At 70.4% G+C, this 16,980-nt stretch carries 17 protein-coding genes; 4 read left to right on the forward strand and 13 right to left on the reverse strand.

The window, feature by feature from the left end:
- Nucleotides 1–119: 119 nt before the first annotated feature.
- Both egtD and egtB read left to right on the forward strand, forming a co-directional pair.
- On the forward strand, nucleotides 120–1,073 hold the full coding sequence (egtD, locus tag K3A85_RS06160) for an L-histidine N(alpha)-methyltransferase (protein ID WP_225205599.1): 954 nt from the start codon (nucleotides 120–122) through the stop codon (nucleotides 1,071–1,073).
- Nucleotides 1,070–2,317, forward strand: a complete 1,248-nt coding sequence (gene egtB / locus K3A85_RS06165; RefSeq protein WP_225205600.1) for an ergothioneine biosynthesis protein EgtB — start codon at nucleotides 1,070–1,072, stop codon at nucleotides 2,315–2,317. The genes egtD and egtB overlap by 4 nt, the downstream gene beginning before the upstream one ends.
- Here the strand turns inward: egtB and K3A85_RS06170 are convergent.
- Genes K3A85_RS06170 through K3A85_RS06180 form a run of 3 tightly spaced genes read right to left on the reverse strand, consistent with a single transcriptional unit; the run spans nucleotide 2,314 to nucleotide 4,296 of the window.
- Entirely contained in the window at nucleotides 2,314–3,006 is a 693-nt protein-coding gene (locus K3A85_RS06170) for an aspartate/glutamate racemase family protein (RefSeq protein WP_225205601.1), read from the reverse strand. The two genes, egtB and K3A85_RS06170, sit on opposite strands and share 4 nt — an antisense overlap.
- 37 nt (nucleotides 3,007–3,043) lie before the next feature.
- Nucleotides 3,044–3,742, reverse strand: a complete 699-nt coding sequence (locus K3A85_RS06175; protein WP_225205602.1) for a cytochrome b/b6 domain-containing protein — start codon at nucleotides 3,740–3,742, stop codon at nucleotides 3,044–3,046.
- 8 nt (nucleotides 3,743–3,750) lie between these two features.
- Complete coding sequence (locus tag K3A85_RS06180; protein WP_225205603.1) at nucleotides 3,751–4,296, reverse strand: c-type cytochrome; 546 nt, start codon at nucleotides 4,294–4,296, stop codon at nucleotides 3,751–3,753.
- A gap of 193 nt (nucleotides 4,297–4,489) precedes the next feature.
- Between K3A85_RS06180 and K3A85_RS06185 the strand changes: the two genes are divergently transcribed.
- The gene (locus K3A85_RS06185) at nucleotides 4,490–6,142 is read left to right on the forward strand and encodes a sensor histidine kinase (RefSeq protein WP_225205604.1); all 1,653 of its coding nucleotides are present in this window, start codon (nucleotides 4,490–4,492) and stop codon (nucleotides 6,140–6,142) included.
- Nucleotides 6,142–6,840, forward strand: a complete 699-nt coding sequence (locus K3A85_RS06190; RefSeq protein WP_225205605.1) for a response regulator transcription factor — start codon at nucleotides 6,142–6,144, stop codon at nucleotides 6,838–6,840. The genes K3A85_RS06185 and K3A85_RS06190 overlap by 1 nt, the downstream gene beginning before the upstream one ends.
- A 33-nt stretch (nucleotides 6,841–6,873) precedes the next feature.
- Here K3A85_RS06190 and K3A85_RS06195 read toward each other — a convergent pair whose 3' ends face one another.
- The 10 genes from K3A85_RS06195 to K3A85_RS06240 all read right to left on the reverse strand — a co-directional run bounded on the left by K3A85_RS06195 (nucleotide 6,874) and on the right by K3A85_RS06240 (nucleotide 16,883).
- Nucleotides 6,874–8,145: a hypothetical protein gene (locus K3A85_RS06195; protein WP_225205606.1), complete on the reverse strand. Its 1,272-nt coding sequence runs from the start codon at nucleotides 8,143–8,145 to the stop codon at nucleotides 6,874–6,876.
- Nucleotides 8,146–8,336: 191 nt separating this feature from the next.
- Entirely contained in the window at nucleotides 8,337–8,849 is a 513-nt protein-coding gene (cobU, locus tag K3A85_RS06200) for a bifunctional adenosylcobinamide kinase/adenosylcobinamide-phosphate guanylyltransferase (RefSeq protein ID WP_225205607.1), read from the reverse strand.
- Entirely contained in the window at nucleotides 8,846–10,303 is a 1,458-nt protein-coding gene (locus K3A85_RS06205) for a cobyric acid synthase (RefSeq protein ID WP_225205608.1), read from the reverse strand. Before K3A85_RS06205 ends, cobU begins: the two co-directional genes overlap by 4 nt.
- Nucleotides 10,291–11,226, reverse strand: coding sequence for an adenosylcobinamide-phosphate synthase CbiB (cbiB, locus tag K3A85_RS06210; RefSeq protein ID WP_225205609.1), 936 nt, complete (start codon nucleotides 11,224–11,226; stop codon nucleotides 10,291–10,293). The genes K3A85_RS06205 and cbiB overlap by 13 nt, the downstream gene beginning before the upstream one ends.
- Nucleotides 11,219–12,199 (reverse strand): threonine-phosphate decarboxylase CobD, encoded by a 981-nt coding sequence (gene cobD / locus K3A85_RS06215; protein WP_225205610.1) that lies wholly within the window; start codon nucleotides 12,197–12,199, stop codon nucleotides 11,219–11,221. The genes cbiB and cobD overlap by 8 nt, the downstream gene beginning before the upstream one ends.
- Nucleotides 12,196–12,921, reverse strand: a complete 726-nt coding sequence (locus K3A85_RS06220) for an adenosylcobinamide-GDP ribazoletransferase (protein WP_225205611.1) — start codon at nucleotides 12,919–12,921, stop codon at nucleotides 12,196–12,198. The genes cobD and K3A85_RS06220 overlap by 4 nt, the downstream gene beginning before the upstream one ends.
- The gene (locus K3A85_RS06225; RefSeq protein ID WP_225205612.1) at nucleotides 12,918–13,508 is read right to left on the reverse strand and encodes a histidine phosphatase family protein; all 591 of its coding nucleotides are present in this window, start codon (nucleotides 13,506–13,508) and stop codon (nucleotides 12,918–12,920) included. Before K3A85_RS06225 ends, K3A85_RS06220 begins: the two co-directional genes overlap by 4 nt.
- Nucleotides 13,505–14,521 carry a nicotinate-nucleotide--dimethylbenzimidazole phosphoribosyltransferase gene (gene cobT / locus K3A85_RS06230; RefSeq protein ID WP_225205613.1) on the reverse strand — a complete coding sequence of 339 codons (1,017 nt, stop codon included), beginning with the start codon at nucleotides 14,519–14,521 and terminating at the stop codon, nucleotides 13,505–13,507. Before cobT ends, K3A85_RS06225 begins: the two co-directional genes overlap by 4 nt.
- Nucleotides 14,518–14,925, reverse strand: coding sequence for a DUF1636 domain-containing protein (locus tag K3A85_RS06235; protein WP_225205614.1), 408 nt, complete (start codon nucleotides 14,923–14,925; stop codon nucleotides 14,518–14,520). Before K3A85_RS06235 ends, cobT begins: the two co-directional genes overlap by 4 nt.
- On the reverse strand, nucleotides 14,925–16,883 hold the full coding sequence (locus K3A85_RS06240) for a TonB-dependent receptor plug domain-containing protein (RefSeq protein ID WP_225205615.1): 1,959 nt from the start codon (nucleotides 16,881–16,883) through the stop codon (nucleotides 14,925–14,927). The genes K3A85_RS06235 and K3A85_RS06240 overlap by 1 nt, the downstream gene beginning before the upstream one ends.
- Between the last annotated feature and the right edge of the window lie 97 nt (nucleotides 16,884–16,980).

A 16,980-nucleotide genomic window follows, 5' to 3' on the forward strand; every position in this document is an offset into this window, starting at 1 on the left:
TCATCGTTGCGGAACTAACATAAACTCTGCCGGTTCACGCGATAATCCGCGTGGGGGAAACGGGATGTCGCAAGGTGCGACCGGCTCGGGCCCTGTCGAAGCTTCGAAGGACCGCCGTCATGACCGAGACTCTCGCCAAGATCGACCCGAACTTTGCCCGCGACGTGGTGCAGGGACTTTGCCAGCCGCGCAAGACGATCCCGGCGCGCTACTTCTACGACTTGCGCGGGTCAGAACTGTTCGAGGACATTACCCGACTGCCCGAATATTATCCCACCCGCACCGAACTCGCGCTGCTCGAGCGGCATGGCGACGATCTGGCGCGGCTCGCCGGGCGCGGGCGCACGGTGGTCGAATTCGGCGCGGGCTCGGTGACCAAGACGCCGCTGCTGCTCGACGCGACCGAGGCGCGCACGTTTGTCGCGATCGACATTTCGGCCGAGTTCCTGCGCCATGCGGCGCGCGCGCTTGCCGCCGCACGGCCGGCGCTCGAGGTGGTCGAGGTCGCGGGCGACTTCACCCGCCCGCTCGCGCTGCCGGCGCTGCCCGGGCCGCTCACCGGGTTCTTCTCGGGCTCGACCATCGGCAACTTCGACCATCGCGCCGCAGTCGACCTGCTGCGCTCGTTCCGCGCGACGCTGGGCAAGGACGCGCGGCTGGTGATCGGGATAGACACGCGCAAGAACCCGCATCTGCTCGAGGCAGCCTACGACGATGCGCAAGGGGTGACGGCGGCGTTCAACCTCAACCTGCTGCACCGCATCAACCGCGAGCTCGGCGGGACGGTTCCGGTCGAGGCGTTCGAGCATCGCGCGGTGTGGCACGACGGCTATGGCCGTATCGAGATGCACCTCGTCGCGACGCGCGATGTCGCCTTCGCGGTGGCCGGCCGCCATTTCACGATGCGCGCGGGCGAGACGATCCACACCGAAAACAGCTACAAGTACACCCCGGCCGAGGCGCGCTTGCTGGCGCGGGCATCGGGCTGGGAGCCGCTTGCCGCCTGGACCGATCCGCAGGACCTGTTCGGGCTGCATGTCTGGGCGGCGGCGGACGAGGTCCTGCAACCGTGAGCACGGCGCCCGAGCGTGCGCGGGCCGGAGATGCGGACGCCCTGCAGACCGGGGATGCGCTGGCGCGCTACCGCCGCGTGCGCGACACGACCGTGGCGCTCGTCGCGGACCTCTCTGCCGAGGATTGCCAGGTCCAGTCGATGCCCGACGTCAGCCCGGCGAAGTGGCACCTTGCCCACACCACCTGGTTCTTCGAGACCTTCCTGCTGCTGCCGCTGTTGCCGCGCTATCGCGCGTTCGATCCCGCTTATGCGGTGCTGTTCAATTCGTACTACGTCGGCGTCGGGGCGCGCCACCCGCGGGCCGAGCGGGGACTGCTGACCCGCCCTTCGCTCAGCGAGGTGCTCGCCTATCGCGTCCATGTCGACGCAGCGATCGCGGACCTGGTCGCGGGGACGCCGGCGGCAGGCTGGGCGGCGCTGCTCGAACTCGGCTGCCAGCATGAGCAGCAGCATCAGGAGCTGATCCTGATGGACATCAAGCACGTGCTTTCGCGCAATCCGCTGCGTCCGGCCTACCGCGCCGAGGGCGAGGGCGGGCAAGCGGCAGGACCGGCGCAATGGCGCGCGGTGCCGGGCGGCCATTACGAGATCGGTCACGCCGGCTCGGACGGGAGCGCAGACCGGGGTCGAAGCGCGTTCTGCTTCGACAACGAGCAGCCGCGCCATCGCGTCTGGCTTGAACCGTTCGCGCTCGCGAGCCGGTTGGTTACCGCCGGTGAATACCGCGCGTTCATCGCCGATGGCGGCTATGCGCGCGCCGAGCTGTGGCTCTCCGACGGTTGGGACCAGGCCCGGCGCGAGGGCTGGCAGGCGCCGCTCTATTGGGAGCGCGACGGCGATGGCGAGGATTGGCGCTGCTTCACGCTGGGTGGACTCGTTCCCATCGATCCGCAGGCGCCGGTGCTTCATGTCAGCTATTACGAGGCCGACGCCTATGCCCGCTGGGCCGGGGCGCGGCTCCCGACCGAGGCCGAATGGGAGGTCGCGGCGCAGACCGTGGCGCTCGACCAATGCTGCGACACCGCCTGGCAGTGGACCGGTTCGGCCTATCTCGGCTATCCCGGATTCGTCGCGCCGGCGGGGGCGGTGGGCGAATACAACGGCAAGTTCATGATCAACCAGATGGTGCTGCGTGGCGGGTCGCTGGCGACGCCGCAGGGCCATGCCCGGACGACCTATCGCAACTTCTTTCCCCCCGCCGCGCGCTGGGCGTTCAGCGGCATCCGCCTCGCCCTCGGCTAGCCGGCGAGCGCCAGGTCGACGCAGGCGCGGCACTGCAGGACGAGCGGATCGACCAGCGGCAGCGCGGAGCTTGCGGCCCTGATCGCAAGCGGCAGTTCGGTGCAGCCGAGGATCACCGCCTCGCACCCTCGTGCGGCGTGGTCGGCGATGAGCGTCGCGAACCAGGCAGTGAAGGCGGGGTCGTTCTCGCCATTGGCGAGCCGCGTCTGGATCGCGCCGATCGTGGCGCGGTCGGCTTCCACCGGGACCTCGACCTCTAGCCCTGCGGCACGCAGCGGATCGGCATAGTAGCCGTCCTCCATGGTGAAGCGCGTGCCGAGCAGCAGCACCCGCCTGGCCCCGCGGGCGACGAGGTCGTCGCGCACGAGGCGGATGGCGTGGGCCATCGGCGGCGCGTGCGTGAAGTCGGGCGCGATCGTGTCGTAGATCTTGTGCAGCGTGTTGTTCGCGATCATCCAGCAATCGGGCCCGAACGCCAGCAACGTCTCGATCTCGCGCCGCAGCAGGCCCGGAATCACGCTCCAGTCGTGCGAATAGGCGGTGCGGATCGCGTGGTAGTCGATGCTGTAGAGCGCGATCCGCGCCGAGTGATGCGCTCCGCAGCGCCGCTCGACCTCTTCGTTTAGGAGGCGGTAAGGGAGCATCGTCGAGGGCCAGCTCGTGCCGCCGAGCACGCCGATGAGCTTCATTGCTGACGCACGCGCCGGCGCTGCCCCGAGATCGGGCTCAGAAGCGCAGGCCGGTCGAGATCGCCCAGGCGACGGCGCCTGCAAGGGCGATGCCGACGACCAGCGCGACCGGACTTGCCCGCACCGGTTCGACTTGCGCGCCCGCGGCCGGACGGGTCTTTCCGGTGATCATCGCGGTCAGCAGGTTGGTCCCCAGCACGAAGCGGTAGTAAAGGATGGCGAGGACGTGCAGCGCGACCAGCGCGAGCAGCACGTTGAACGCCGCCTCGTGGATCTCGGCCGCCTGGCGTCCGGCCTCGAAGCTGACGTAGTCCGACAGCGGGCCGGATTCGAGCCCATCGACGTCGACCGCGAAAAGGCCGGCGCCGACCATCGCGAACAGTGCGAGAAGCAGCGCGGCAACGCTCCACCCGCCCATCGGGTTGTGGCCGAAGGCAGGCGCGTGCCGCCGTCCTGTGAGGCCGCGGGCGTAGGCCAGCACCGCGCCGGGGCCCTTGAGGAACTGCGAGAACCGTGCGGTGCGGCTCCCGAACAGGCCCCAGAACACGCGGAACACGAGCAGCGCGAGGATCGTGTAGCCCGACAGGCGATGGCGATCCATGTCGTGGTTCTCGCCGCTCCACCACGAGAAGGCGACGAGACCGACGAGCGCCCAGTGGAACACCCGGGTCGGAAGGTCCCACAGCGGAACCGCAGGCATGGTCGTTGCGTCCGACCCGGAAGTGGTGCTGGCCATCGCTCGGGTCAGTCTTCCTTGCGGAACTTGCGGTGGCATTCGCCGCAGACCCCGCCGAGCGCCTTCATCTGCGCGCCGACCGCGGCGGCATCGCCCGAACCGGCGACGCCGACCAGCTTGTTGGCTTCGCCCACGAGGCGACCGCCGAGCGCGTCGAAGGTGGCGCGGTCGGTCCAGATCGCGGGCAGCGCGTCGGTCTTGAGGCCCGACGACGGCCCGGTGCCGGCGGGGAACAGCTTGGTCACCTGCGGCGCCGCGGCGGCGATGATCTTCGCGTTGGCAAGAAGCAAGCCCTTGTTCGGCGCGCCCGACTTGAGCTCGCCGCCTATCGCCTTCATCGCCTTGCCCATCTTCTCGAAGTTGGCGTGGCGCATGTCGATCGCCTGCTGGGGCGTCAGGGCGGCGACCGAGGCGGCGCCGCCGGCAAGCGCGCTGACGGCGGCGAGCGCGAGTACGATGGTCTTTGCGTGGATCATGGGATTGTCCGGATGCTGGAGGAACTGGGTCGCGGTGTCGGCCCGGTCATTGGCAAGGCAGTGATGCTGGTGCGACATCGAATGCTCCGGGAGCGTTGGCGACGCGGCAATATCGCCGCAGCGGCAGCGGCTGGCAAGCGGCGCGATCACCCTTGGTGGCGATCCCTGCCGGCACCTCTGCGGCACGCGTGACCCGCTGTGGGACGTCGCGTGGCCGTACTCTTCACAGTTGCTGCGCAGCATGCGACAATGGCGCCATGCGAGGCGTTGCATGCCGAACCTGAGAGCGCTGCTGAGTTCGTTCAGCCTGCCGGCGCGGATGTCCGCGATCGCGCTGCTGATCGGCGCGCTGGTGGTGATCCCGGGCCTCTACGCCGAATACTCGCTGATCACCGTGCGCGAGGAGAACGAGCGCGCCGGATACGCCACGGCCGCGCTGCGGCAATACCTGGCGATGGGAACGACTTCGGAAGAGGTGGTGGCGCAAGTGCGCAGCGGTAAGGTTCGCGACGCTGCCTCGCGCCAGGCGGTGCTCGACACGCTCGAGGCACAGATCGCGCAGATCGACCAAGCGACCGCGGCCGAGATGGCGGTCATCGCCAAAGGCCGGTTCAGCGCCGATCGTGCCGCGCAGATGCAGCGCGAGGAAGACGGCCAGAAGGCCGGGACCGACCGCCTGCGGGCGATGAAGGCGCAAGCGTTGACCGGCCGCTTCGACGACGCCTGGTGGCGCCAGCTGCGGCTCGGCATCGCCAGCGAGGAATCCGAGGTGCGGGGCGCGCAGCAACGCGCCGTGGCCGCGCTCCAGCGCACCCAGCACGCCTTCTTCGCGATTTCGATGGTGCTGGTGATCGGCAGCATCGCGATCGCGCTGTGGGCAGGGGCCAACATCGTCACGCCGCTGCAGAGGCTGCTCAGTTCGACCCGACGCATCTCACGCGAGGATTACGGCATCGACCTGCCCGACGAGGGGCCGCGCGAATTTCGCGCTCTCAACCGCTCGTTCAATGCGATGGCGGCGCAAGTCGGCCGCTCGCAGGCCCGGCTGGTGCAGGTCAACCGGCGGCTCGAAGACGAAGTGCGGGCCCGCACCGCGGAACTCATGGCCGCCAACCAATCGCTGCGCGAACTCGACGATCGCCGCCGCGGCTTCATCGCCACCGCCGGGCACGAGCTGCGCACGCCGGTCGCGGTGCTGCGCGCGGACGCCGAGGTGGCCCTGCGCGAGCCGGCGCCAACGGTTCCGATGCTCCAGGCGAGCCTTGAGCGCATTACCCGCACGGCCGGGACGCTCGGCCGGCTGATCGAGGACATGCTGCGGCTGGCGCGCGCCGATGCGCCGGTGCTGTCCTACGAACGCAAGGCGGTCGACCTTGCCGATATCGTCGGCGAAACGTTCGATGAGTTCCGCCCGGTGATCGAGGCGGACGGAGGCTCGATCACCGCTTCGCCTTCGGTCGAGCCCTTGCCGGTGCGGGTCGATCCGCTGCGCATCCAGCAGGTCGTGCGGATCGTGCTCGACAACGCGGTCACGCACGGGGGCGATGAACTGTGCATCTGCGCGACCCTCTGGCGCGAGGACGGCTTTGCCTGCGTGCGCATTGCCGACTGTGGCGAGGGCATCGCGCCCGAACGGCTGGCCGGGCTGCTCGATCGCAGCCAGTGGCCGCGCCGCCGGACCGAGGATGGCCACGGCCTGGGCTTGACAATCGCTGCCACGATCATGGAAGCGCACGACGGATCGATCGCCATCGCGTCGCGGGCCTGCGTCGGCGCCGAGGTCACCCTGCGGTTGCCGTGCGCGGACCCGGCGGCCCCGCAAGACGACCCCCGGCTCTCGACTTCGCGCGAGGCCCGGCGTGGGGCGGTCTTCGGGGTCGGGCCCGAAGCGTCTGCGGTTCTAGCTAGGGAAGGGCAAAAGTAATGCGTCTGCTGATCGTCGAGGACGAACTGAAGCTCGCGGAGACGTTGTCGCGCGGGCTGGAAAGCGAGGGCTATCGCGTTAGCCATGCCGCGACCGGCCGCCAGGCGCTCGCGCTCGCCGCGGAAACCCGCTTCGATTTCGTCCTGCTCGACCTGATGCTGCCGGACATGAGCGGGTTCGACGTCGCCGAAACGCTGCGCGAGCGCGGCATCGTGGTCCCGGTGATCATGGTCACCGCGCTCGACGAGGTAAAGGACCGGGTCGCGGGCCTGCGCGCCGGCGCCGACGACTACATCGTCAAGCCCTTCGCGTTCGAGGAGCTGCTCGCCCGGATCGAGGCGGTGCTGCGCCGCGCCCAGCCCCAGGACGCCGGCAGCGGCAACCCGCTGGCGGCGGCGACCGGGCCGGTTTCGTTCGGCACGCTCACGATCGACCACGCCCGCAAGCAGGCAACGGTCGACGGCCAGCCGTTCACGCTGACCGCCAAGGAACTCGACCTGCTCACGCTGCTGGTGCTTTCGCCGGGCAAGGTCTTCTCGCGCCACGAGATCCTGCGCTCGGTGTGGACGCTGGACGACGATCCGCTGACCAACATCGTCGAGGTCTACATCAGCCGGCTGCGCCGCAAGCTCGACGGCTGCGGCGCGCAGATCGAGAACGTGCGCGGCTTCGGCTATCGGATCGCCGAAGCTGCCTGACCGCCACCCGGCGCCGCGGCGGCGGCAGGGCGTTCAGCCGGTCACGCGCAGGCGGGTGAAGATCATGCCGCTGATCGGCTCGCCGCCATAGGCGGGCTTGAGCGCGGCCGGCAGGCCGATCGCGCTGATGAGACCGCCGAAGTCGAGCGAGACCTTGCCGATCGGCAGCGCGTGGTAGCCGCCGAGGCTGAGCTTGGAGACGTTGAACACGCGGCCTTCGAGCGGACCGCTGGCGAACAGTTCGCCCTTGTCGCCGTTCTCGCCCCGACCGAACAGGGTCCAGCGACCGAGCTGGAGCGCGCTCTCGAGCAGGAAGGCGTTGGTCGGATGCCCGTGGTGGTCCTCGCCGCCGGTTGGCGCGTTGCGGCCCCAGGCGAAGGTGGTCTGGAGGTTGCGGCGCGGCCCCAGCGGCAGGTTCCAGGTGGCCGAGGCGGTGGTGCGGTGCACGTCCTCGTCCGGGTGAAGCGCTTCAGGGCTCTTGAGCAAGCCGTGGCTCACCTGCAGCGCGAGATTGGCGGTGGGGTTCCAGCTGACGCGCGCCGACCAGCTGTCGAACCGCGGGCGCTCGATGTCCCAGCGGTTCTCGTCGGGCTCACGCCCGGTGAACAGCGAGCCTTCGAGCTTCACCTTGCCCGCGACGATGCCCGCGGTGGCGACCCCGAAGGTAACGTGGGTCGAATCGAGCCAGTGATGCGACACCGGCGCCTCGGGGTTCGCCATCCCCGAAAACCGGTGCATGAACGTCGTCGGGCCGAGCGCAGGTTCGCCCGGCAGGCCGAAATAGACGAAGCCCGAGACGCCGTTGCCGAGCGGGTGGCTGTAGGTCGCGGCGAGTTCCATGAAGGCATCGTGCGGATGCTGGCGATCGACCAGCTCGGTGCGCCCGTCGGCGGTCTCCCCGGTTGCCAGCAGCAGCGGGTAGCCGCGCTTGCCCATCAGCGGATCGAGGCTGCCCATCGCGCGCAAGGTGAGCGTGCCACCGCCGAGCGGACGTTGCGCCATGCCCATCAGCATCGAGGAGACAAAGGCCTTGTCGTCGCCGCGCGGGCCGCCCTGCCAGTCCTGCACCAGCGTGGCATTGCCGTGGACCATGGTCGACCAGCCGCCGACGCGACCCATGATCGCCTGCATCGGCGCCGAATCGGGCTGCCAGGCGGTGCCCGAGCTGTCGCGCATCATTGTGTAGGCCCCGAGCGCGCCGACCATGCCCGCCATGTCGCCATGGTTCATCGCCGCGTGGTCGGGCACATCGTGGCCCATGGCGGCGTGGTCCATGGCGCCATGTTCCATCGCGTGTTGGTCCATCGCGCCATGGTCCTGCGCGCATGCGGGCGCGGCCGCGAGTGCGAGCGACAGGACGGGTGCCACGATCAGGCTGGTCCGCAAGGTGCATGCTCCCATTTGAGGCCAAGTATCGGGCGCAACTGGACAAGTCGCACCCGCCCGTCAAGCGCGGGGTGCTTCGACGGGCGGGCGCCGCGCACCGGGCTGGACAGTCAGCCCTTTACCTGGACCGGCAGCCCGGCAACCATCAGCACCACCTCTGCCGCCACTGCCGCGACATGCTGGTTGAGGCGGCCTGCTTCGTCGCGGAAGCGCCGGGCGAGCGCATTGTCGGGCACGATTCCGAGGCCGACCTCGTTGGCGATGAGGACCAGCGGGACCTGCAATTTCTCGATCGAGAGCGCCAACGCAGTGCGGGCGGGCGCGGGATCGTGGCCGCCCAGCATCAGGTTGGACAGCCACAGCGTCAGGCAGTCGACCAGCACTGCATCGGCCCGCAGGGCAGCGTGCGCGATGGCGCCCGGCAGGTCGAGCGGCGCCTCGAGCGTCGACCAGCATTCGCCACGGTCGGCGCGATGGCGCGCGATGCGTTCGGCCATTTCGTCGTCCCCGGCCTCTGCCGTCGCGATGTAGACGAGCCGCCGGCCCAGCGCCTCGCAGCGCGCTTGCGCATAGGCGCTCTTGCCCGAGCGCGCGCCGCCCAGCACGAACAGCGTGCGCGTCATGCCCGCCCCCGGGCAAGCGCGATCATCCGCTCGAGGTCGAGATGCTTTTCGAGCGCGTCGGCAAGCTGGTCGAGCGCGGCGTCGACCAGGCGGGCGTGGTCGTGCCCGTCGCTGCGTGCGGCAATGCGCTGCAGCAGTCGGGCGCGCAGCGCGGGGCCACCCAGCAATCCGTGGCAATATGTCCCGATGACCCGGCCGTCGGCGCTGACGGCGCCTTCCGCGCCGCGGTCGTCGAGCTGCGCGAACGGGCGGGCGCAGTCCGGCCCTGCGGTTGTGCCCATGTGCATCTCGTACCCGTCGAACCGAGCGCCGAGCGCTATGCCCGAGACGCGGCGCAGCGCCTTGCGCGGCCCGAGCTCGGTGCGGACATCGAGCAGCCCGAGGCCGGCGCAGCCGCCGGGCGCGCCTTCGATTCCGAGCGGGTCGGCCAGCTCGCGCCCGAGCATCTGGTATCCGCCGCAAATGCCCAGCACCATGCCGCCGCGGCGATGGTGATGGAGAATGTCGATGTCCCAGCCCTGTTCGCGCACGAAGGCGAGGTCGGCGGCGGTGGCCTTCGTCCCCGGCAGGACGACGAGATCCGCGGCGAGCGGAATCTGCTGCCCCGGGGGGACCATCACCAGTTCGACTTCGGGCTCGCTGCGCAGCGGGTCGAGATCGTCGAAGTTGGCGATGCGCGGCAACATCGGGCAGGCGACCAGCCGCCGCGCGGCGTCGCGGCGTCTATCGCGCTCAAGGACCACAGCGTCCTCGCTCGGCAGGCTGGCGATGCAGGGCAGCCATGGCACGACCCCCAGGCCCGGCCAACCCGACAATTGCTCGATCGCGGCATAGCCATCGGCGAAGAGCGCGCGGTCGCCCCGGAACTTGTTGACGATGAAGCCGCGGATCATCGCCGCATCGGCCGGATCGAGCACGGCTCGCGTACCCACCAGCGAGGCGATCACCCCGCCGCGGTCGATGTCGCCGACCAGCACGACCGGGACCTGCGCCGCGCGGGCGAATCCCATGTTGGCGATGTCCCCGGCCCGCAGGTTGATCTCGGCCGGTGATCCGGCGCCTTCGATCACGACGAGATCGCAGCGCGCCTCGAGCCGGCTCCAGCTTTCGAGGACTTCGGGCAGCAGGCTTCGCCGCCCTTCGCGAAAGCCGGATGCGCCGAGCCGCCCGCGCACCTTGCCGTGGACGACGAGCTGCGAGGTGTGGTCCGCCTCGGGCTTGAGCAGCACCGGGTTCATGTCGGTGTGTAGTTCGGCGCGCGCAGCGAGCGCCTGCAACGCCTGCGCGCGCCCGATCTCGCCTCCGTCGGCCGTGACGGCGGCATTGTTCGACATGTTCTGCGGCTTGAACGGCAGCACCTTCAGCCCGCGATTGGCGGAGGCGCGGCACAGCCCTGCTACCAGCACCGACTTGCCGACGTCCGATCCCGTTCCCTGAAGCATCAGCCCTGCCATGCCACTCCCCCTGCGATCAGCCAGCCGAGCAGGCAGGCGCGGTGATAGACCCGGCGCGCGCGCGTCATTGCCCGACCGTCGGCTTCTCCGCCTTGCCCGATCCAGGGCTTGTCGGCGACAACGCCGTCATAGCTTGCCGGACCTGCCAGGCGAACGCCCAGGACGCCTGCCATCGCCGCTTCGGGCCAGCCGGCGTTGGGCGAAGCGTGGCGGTGGGCGTGAGCGAGGCAGATGCGCCAGCCACCTAGGCCGGCGAGGCAGATCAGCAGCGCCGACAGCCGCGCGGGGACGAAGTTCATCGCATCGTCGAGCCGCGCCGCGGCCCAACCGAAGTCGCGATATGGCGCGTCCTTGTGCCCGATCAGGCTGTCGGCCGTGTTGACCGCCTTCAGCGTCCAGATACCCGGCAGGCCCGCCACCATCAGCCAGAACAGCGGAGCGACAACGCCGTCGCAGAAGCTTTCGGCAAGGCTTTCGATCCCTGCCCGCGCGACCCCTGCCTCGTCGAGCGACAGGGTGTCGCGGCCGACGATCAGGCCTACGGCCTGCCGCGCCTCGTCGAGCCTGCCCTCGCGCAAGTGGTCGATGACCGGTGCGACGTGCTGGTCGAGGCTGCGTTGCGCGAGCGCCGGCCAGGCCAGCAGCGACAGCACGATCCACGAGCGGCTGCCGGCGACCGTACCGGCCAGCTGCGCAAGGCCGAGGCTCGCCCCGACCGCGGTGCCGACAAGCACGACCACCGTGGCAACGCCGCCTGCCCTTCGCGCTGCGTCAGGCGAGGTGCGCTGGTTCCAGCGCGCATCACAGATCGCGATGATCCGCGCGAACATGCCGACCGGGTGGCCGATCCGCGCATAAAGCGCCCGCGGCCAGCCGAACGCCGCATCGAGCACCAGCGCGGGAAGGGCGACCGGCTCAGCCAAGCGCGCGCTCCAGCCGGTCGCGCGCCGCGCGGTTCGCCGGGAGCCCGATCCGCAGCAGGTCGGGCCGGTCGGCAAAGGGTCGCGTCAGGATGCGCCGGCGTGCCAGCCGGTCGAACAGGGCGGGCGCCTGCGGCGTCACGATCAGGCGGAACAGCGGACAGGAGCCGCGGGTGGGAAATCCACGGCGCGCCAGCATCGCATCGAGGCGCGCGGCCGAGGCGGCGAGCTGGCGCTGCGCCTGCTCGATCCAGGCACGATCGGCGTAGGCGGCCCGCCCTAGCCGGATCGCGGCGGAATGGACCGGCCAGTCGCCGAGCAGCGCGCGCAGCGCGGCGGCGAGCAGCGGCGGGGCGACGACGAAGCCGAGCCGCAACCCGGCAAGGCCGAAGAACTTGCCAAACGAGCGCAGCACGATGAGCCGGCGCTCGGCGTCGACGAGAGGGGCGAGGCTGGCGCGCGGGTCGCAATCGGCGAAGGCTTCGTCCAGGATCAGCCAGCCGCCGTGCCGTTCCTGATGCGCGAGCACGGCGTGCAGCCGGTCTGTCCCGAGTGCTTCGCCATCCGGGTTGTTCGGGTGGCCGAGGACCAGCGCGGTGGCGCGGCCGGGCAGGGCATCGAGCGACAGGCACGGCTCTGCCCGGGCGAAGGCGGTCCGATAGGTGCCGTAGCAGGGCGGGCGGTAGAGCCCCGGCAACTCCAGGATCCGGCCGATCAGGCGCAGCGCCGATTCGCTGCCCGCCACCGCGACGCAATGCGCGCGGTCGCAGCCGAAATGGCGCGCCGCCACGGTTTCGAGAGCTTCGAGCTCCGCCGGTTCGGGCAGGCGGTGCCAATCGATCGAGAGGTCGCCGGGCGCCCGCCAGGGCAGCGGATTGATGCCGGTCGAGAGGTCGAGCCAGGCGGAAGGTTCGCCGCCGAAGCGCGCGCAGGCTGCGCCGAGGCGTCCTCCGTGATGCACGAAGTCGGCGGTCACGGCGTCAGCACCAGGGCCAGCAGCGCCGCAGTCTCGACCAGCTCGATCCCGGCACCGTGGCCGTCTCCCGAAAGTCCACCGATTCGCGCACGCAACCACAGCGGCCAGAGCAGCAGCGCGGGCAGGGCGGCGAGCAGGACCGGCGCGAGTAGCCAGGCGGCGAGGCTCCAGCCGACGAGCCATGCCACCAGCACTGCGGCTCCGGCGCGCTGCGCGAACAGGGTGCCCAGTCCTTCGTGCAGCGGGGGCAGCACGCGCACCCAGACCAGCGGGCCGATCCGGCCCAGCACCGGGACCAGCGCCAGCGCCAGCACCTCCCTTGCCGTTGTGCAGGAGGCAAGGATCAGCGCGAGCAGCACGAGCTTGGCGAGCAGCTGCAGCGCAATGGCGATCGCTCCGAACGCGCCCAGGTGCGGATCGGCAAGCACCGCGCGCTGGCGCGCCGGGTCGCGATGGGCGGCGCCGGCCGCGTCGACGATGTCGCCCAGCCCGTCGAGGTGAAGACCGCCCGTCATGCCCACCCAAGCCGCGAGCGCGAGCAGCGCGCCGAGCGCGGGATCGCGCATCGCGCCGAGCGACCCGGCTCCGGCCACGGCCAGCCCAACCGCCGCGCCCGCGAGCGGGAACCAGCGGATCGCCTTGCCGAAGTCTGCCTGCGAGGCGGTGACGGTCGGCAGGGGCAGGCGCGTGAGGAATTGCAAGGCGACGATCAGCGCGGTCATCGCATCGCGCCCGAATGCAGGCGGACGATCTGGCCCGATGGCGGCGCCCCGGCTTCGGCTGCCGGCCATATGCGCAGCCCAAGCAGCGCGGCATAAGGCAGGTCGAAGGCCCAGACCTGCCGGAAATCGAGGCCCGTGACCGCTGCGACTGCCGCGCGCATCGCGCCGCCGTGGGTGACCACCAGCGCGTCATCGGGAAGATCGCAAAGCGCTGCGGCGACCCGCGCGCACAAGGCCGACCATCGCTCGCCGCGGGGCGGGGGGCACGCTTCGGGATCGTTCCAGAACCGGGACAGCGCTTCGGCCGGCAGGTTCTCGGGCGCAAGGCCGTCCCAATCGCCAAAGTCGAGTTCGCGCCAGCGCGAATCGATCGTCAAGGCGAGGCCACGCTGCTGGGCGAGCGTCTGCGCGCCTGTGCGCGCGCGCTGCAAGTCCGAGCTGACGATGCAGGACATCGCGAGGCCTGCAGGCACCGCGCCGCCGAGGCCCCCTGCCGGGTCTGCGGCGGGCTCGTCGCGATGGCCGAGCAGCAGCCCTGCGCGACGCGGCGGGCCATGGCGCAGGAGGTGGATGGTCCTGCCGTTCATGGCACCTGCGCCACCGCGGCCTCGGCGAACGTCGCCATGCCATCGTGCGCGGCAAGCGCGGCGCGCACGATCGGAACCGCCACCGCCGCACCCGACGCTTCCCCCAGGCGCATGTCGAGCCGCAGCAGGGGTTCCACGCCGAACCGCTCGAGCAGCCGCGCGTGGGCCTGCTCGGCCGAGCAATGTCCGGCGAGGCAGTGGGCGAGGAAGTTTGCGCGCACGGCGACGAGGGGGGCGATGCTGGCGCAGCAGATGAAGCCGTCGAGCATCACCGGGATGCGCAGCATGCGTGCGGCGAGGATCGCGCCCGCCATTGCTGCCAGCTCGCGTCCACCCAGGTGGCGCAGGGTTTCGAACGGAGACGTGCATCGCACCCGGTGCGTCGCCAGCGCGGTCTCGACGATGGCGATCTTCCGCGCGACGCCCTCGTCGTCGAGACCGCTGCCCCGGCCGCACCAGTCGCGCGCGCTGCCGCCCAGCGCCTGCACGCACAGCGCTGCGGCAGGGGTGGTGTTGCCGATGCCCATTTCCCCCACCAGCAGCAGATGGAGATCGGACGCGACCGTCGCCGCTCCGGCGTTGATCGCGGCGAGGCATTCGGCAGACGACATCGCCGGGCCCTGCGCGATGTCTGCGGTCGGCCGCTCGAGGTCGAGCGCGACGACCTCGAGCGATGCGCCCGCGGTGCGGACGAACTGGTTGATCGCCGCGCCGCCGGAACGGAAGTTCGCTACCATCTGTGCCGTTACCTCGGGAGGGAAGGCGCTGACCCCGTGCCGCGCGACGCCGTGGTTGCCCGCGAAGACCACCGCCTTGACCCGTTCGAGCACCGGCCTCGGATGGCCTTGCCAGCCGGCCATGAAAGCCGCGATTTCCTCGAGCCGGCCGAGCGCACCGGCCGGCTTGGTGAGCAGTGCCTGTCGTTCGTGCGCGAGCGCGATCGAGCCGGCATCGGGGGCGGGCAGCGCCGCGAGGGCCGCTGCGAACGCCTCCGCGTCGTCGAACCGGATCATGCGCAGACGAAGCCTTCGGGCGGCGTGCGGGCGATGAAGTGCCCCTTCACCCCCTCGGGCCATTCGCCGTAGGGCACGACCCCGTCGGCGCTCCGGGCATGGAGCACCGCGTAGTCGAGGATCGCGCGCGCATCGTCTGCGCTTGGGGCGAACCCGCCGAGAACGTAGCCGATCCGACCAAGCGCGCGCAGGTGGATCACGCAATGGCGCTGGCAGGCGAACAGGCATGGCATGTCCTGCACCGCCACGACCGCCAGGCTCGGGTCCTCGTGCTGGACCTCGCGCAGGGCCTTGGCGAGCAGGGCGCCGCCACGAACACCGTCGCCATCTTCGCGGGCTTCGGCCGACACGCGGCAGGTCGAGCAGACCACCACCGACGGCCCCGTTTCTACCGCGCGCAGCATCAGAAGCGGCTCCGCAGACCGAAATAGACCGTTCGGCCCAACGCGCCGTAGCCGCCGGCAGTCTCGTAGCGCTTGTCGGCAAGGTTTTCGACCCGGGCCTGGAAGGTCAGGGTCTGCGCGACGCGCCATTGGCCGCGCAGATCGACGAGCCAGTACGAGGCAAGGACGCCGGGGCTGCCGGCGCGGTCGAAGGAACTGCCCGAATAGCGCGCAGCGACGCTGGCGCGCAGGCCTTGGGGCAGGTCCACACCACCTTCGAGGTTGGCGAGGTGGCGCGGCACGCGGGCGAGCTGGCGACCGAAGTCGGCGCTGTCGCGCGCGCGATCCTCGGCTGCGATCCAACTGTAGTTGCCGGTGGCGAAGAGCGCGCCCGCGCGCACTTCGGCGCCGAGCTCCAGCCCTCTTGCCCGCGTCTTGCGGACATTGGCGTAATATCCGAAGCGGCTGGTTGTGGTGCCGGGAATGGTGCAGGCGGCAGGCACGGGCCCGCTCGTCGGGCAAAAGGCGAAGTCGATCAGGTTGTCGCTGTCCCGCTCGAACCAGGTCGCGGTGGCTCGGATCGTCTCGCCCAGCGCCTGCTCGGCGCTGACCGACCAGCCGCGGGCCCCTTCGGGCTGGAGTGATGCCGAACCGTAGATGCTGAACAGCTGGTAGAGCGAGGGCGCCTTGAACCCTTCGTCGTATCCTGCGCGCAGCACCGTCGCGCCCCGGTTGGGGGTATAGGCGGCGCCCGCACTGAACACGGTGTTGCCGCCGAAGCGCGACTGGTGATCGTAGCGGACGCCGCCGTTGAGGGCGAGCCCGGTGAAGGGCTTGACGCGCACCTCGCCGTAGAGGCTATCGGTGTCCGCGCCTTGCGGTACGAGAGCGTAGGGCTTGGTGTTGTCGCCGGGCGAGGCGCTGGTCATCCGCTGCTCCTCGCGTTCGGCCCCGAAGACCGCTTGCACGAGGCTCGAAAGCGCGAGCGTTCCCTGGTACTCGAACCGACGAATCCTTCCATGCGCATCGAAATTGAGCGGGCGGACGGAGCGTGCCGGGTCGTAATTCTCGCGGTCGGTCTCGGTCTGGAGCACGGCGAACCGATTGGCCAGCTTGCCGTCGAACAGGGCAAGGTTGACGCCGGCATAGCCGGTCCATTCGCGGCTCAGCCCGTAGGCCCTTGAATCGCCCGCGAAGCCGTCGAAGTCGTTGCGCGCATCGGCCCAGTAGCCGCGCAGATCGACCGAGAGGTCGGCTGCGAGCTTCATGCGCGCCGTGCCGCTTGCCGAAACCCGCCGATAGCCATCGGGCTCGGTCCCGTTGCTGCGCGCCGAGATGCCATCGGTGGTGAAGGCGGACCCCGATACGCGCCAGTCGAGCAACGCGCCGGTGCCGCCGATGCCGGCCTGGGCGCTCACGGTGTCGTGCGAACCGGCCTCCAGCGCCATGCTCGCCTCGAGCGGCTCCTGCGCGCGACGAGTGAGCACGTTGACCACGCCGCCGATCGCATCGCTGCCCCACAGGATCGACTGCGGCCCCCGCAGGATCTCGACCCGGTCGATGTCGTCGACCAGCAGGTTCGAAAACGAATATCCGCCACCGGTGGCCGAAGGATCGGCAATGCGCACGCCGTCGATGACCATCACGGTCTGCGCGGCATCGGCGCCGCGGATGCGCAGCGAGGTAGCCGTCCCGTAGCCGCCGTTGCGCGACAGGCTGATGCCGGGCGTGCGCAGCAGCAGGTCGGTCAGCGCGATCGGTTGCTGCGCGCGGATCGCGGCTTCGTCGAGCACGGTTACGGTGGCGGAGACCTCGCGCTGCGCAACCGGGCTGCGCAACGCGGTGACCACGATCGCGCCGTCGGGCGCCTCGTCCGCGAGCGCTGGCGGAGCGATCAGCGCAAGCAGGCAGGCCGCGGGCCCGAGGACGAAGGGCTTGCGGCAAGAACAACGAAGAACAGAACTATGGGTAGGACGCATGGTGCGATTCCCTCCGGTACGAACGGCAAGGACCTGCCGTTCCGACCTGCGCAGGAAGCACGCGCCAGGACCTTGCGCCCGCAGGGGCGCAACGCGG

The organism is Novosphingobium huizhouense (assembly GCF_020179475.1).
GTDB classification, from domain to species: domain Bacteria; phylum Pseudomonadota; class Alphaproteobacteria; order Sphingomonadales; family Sphingomonadaceae; genus Novosphingobium; species Novosphingobium huizhouense.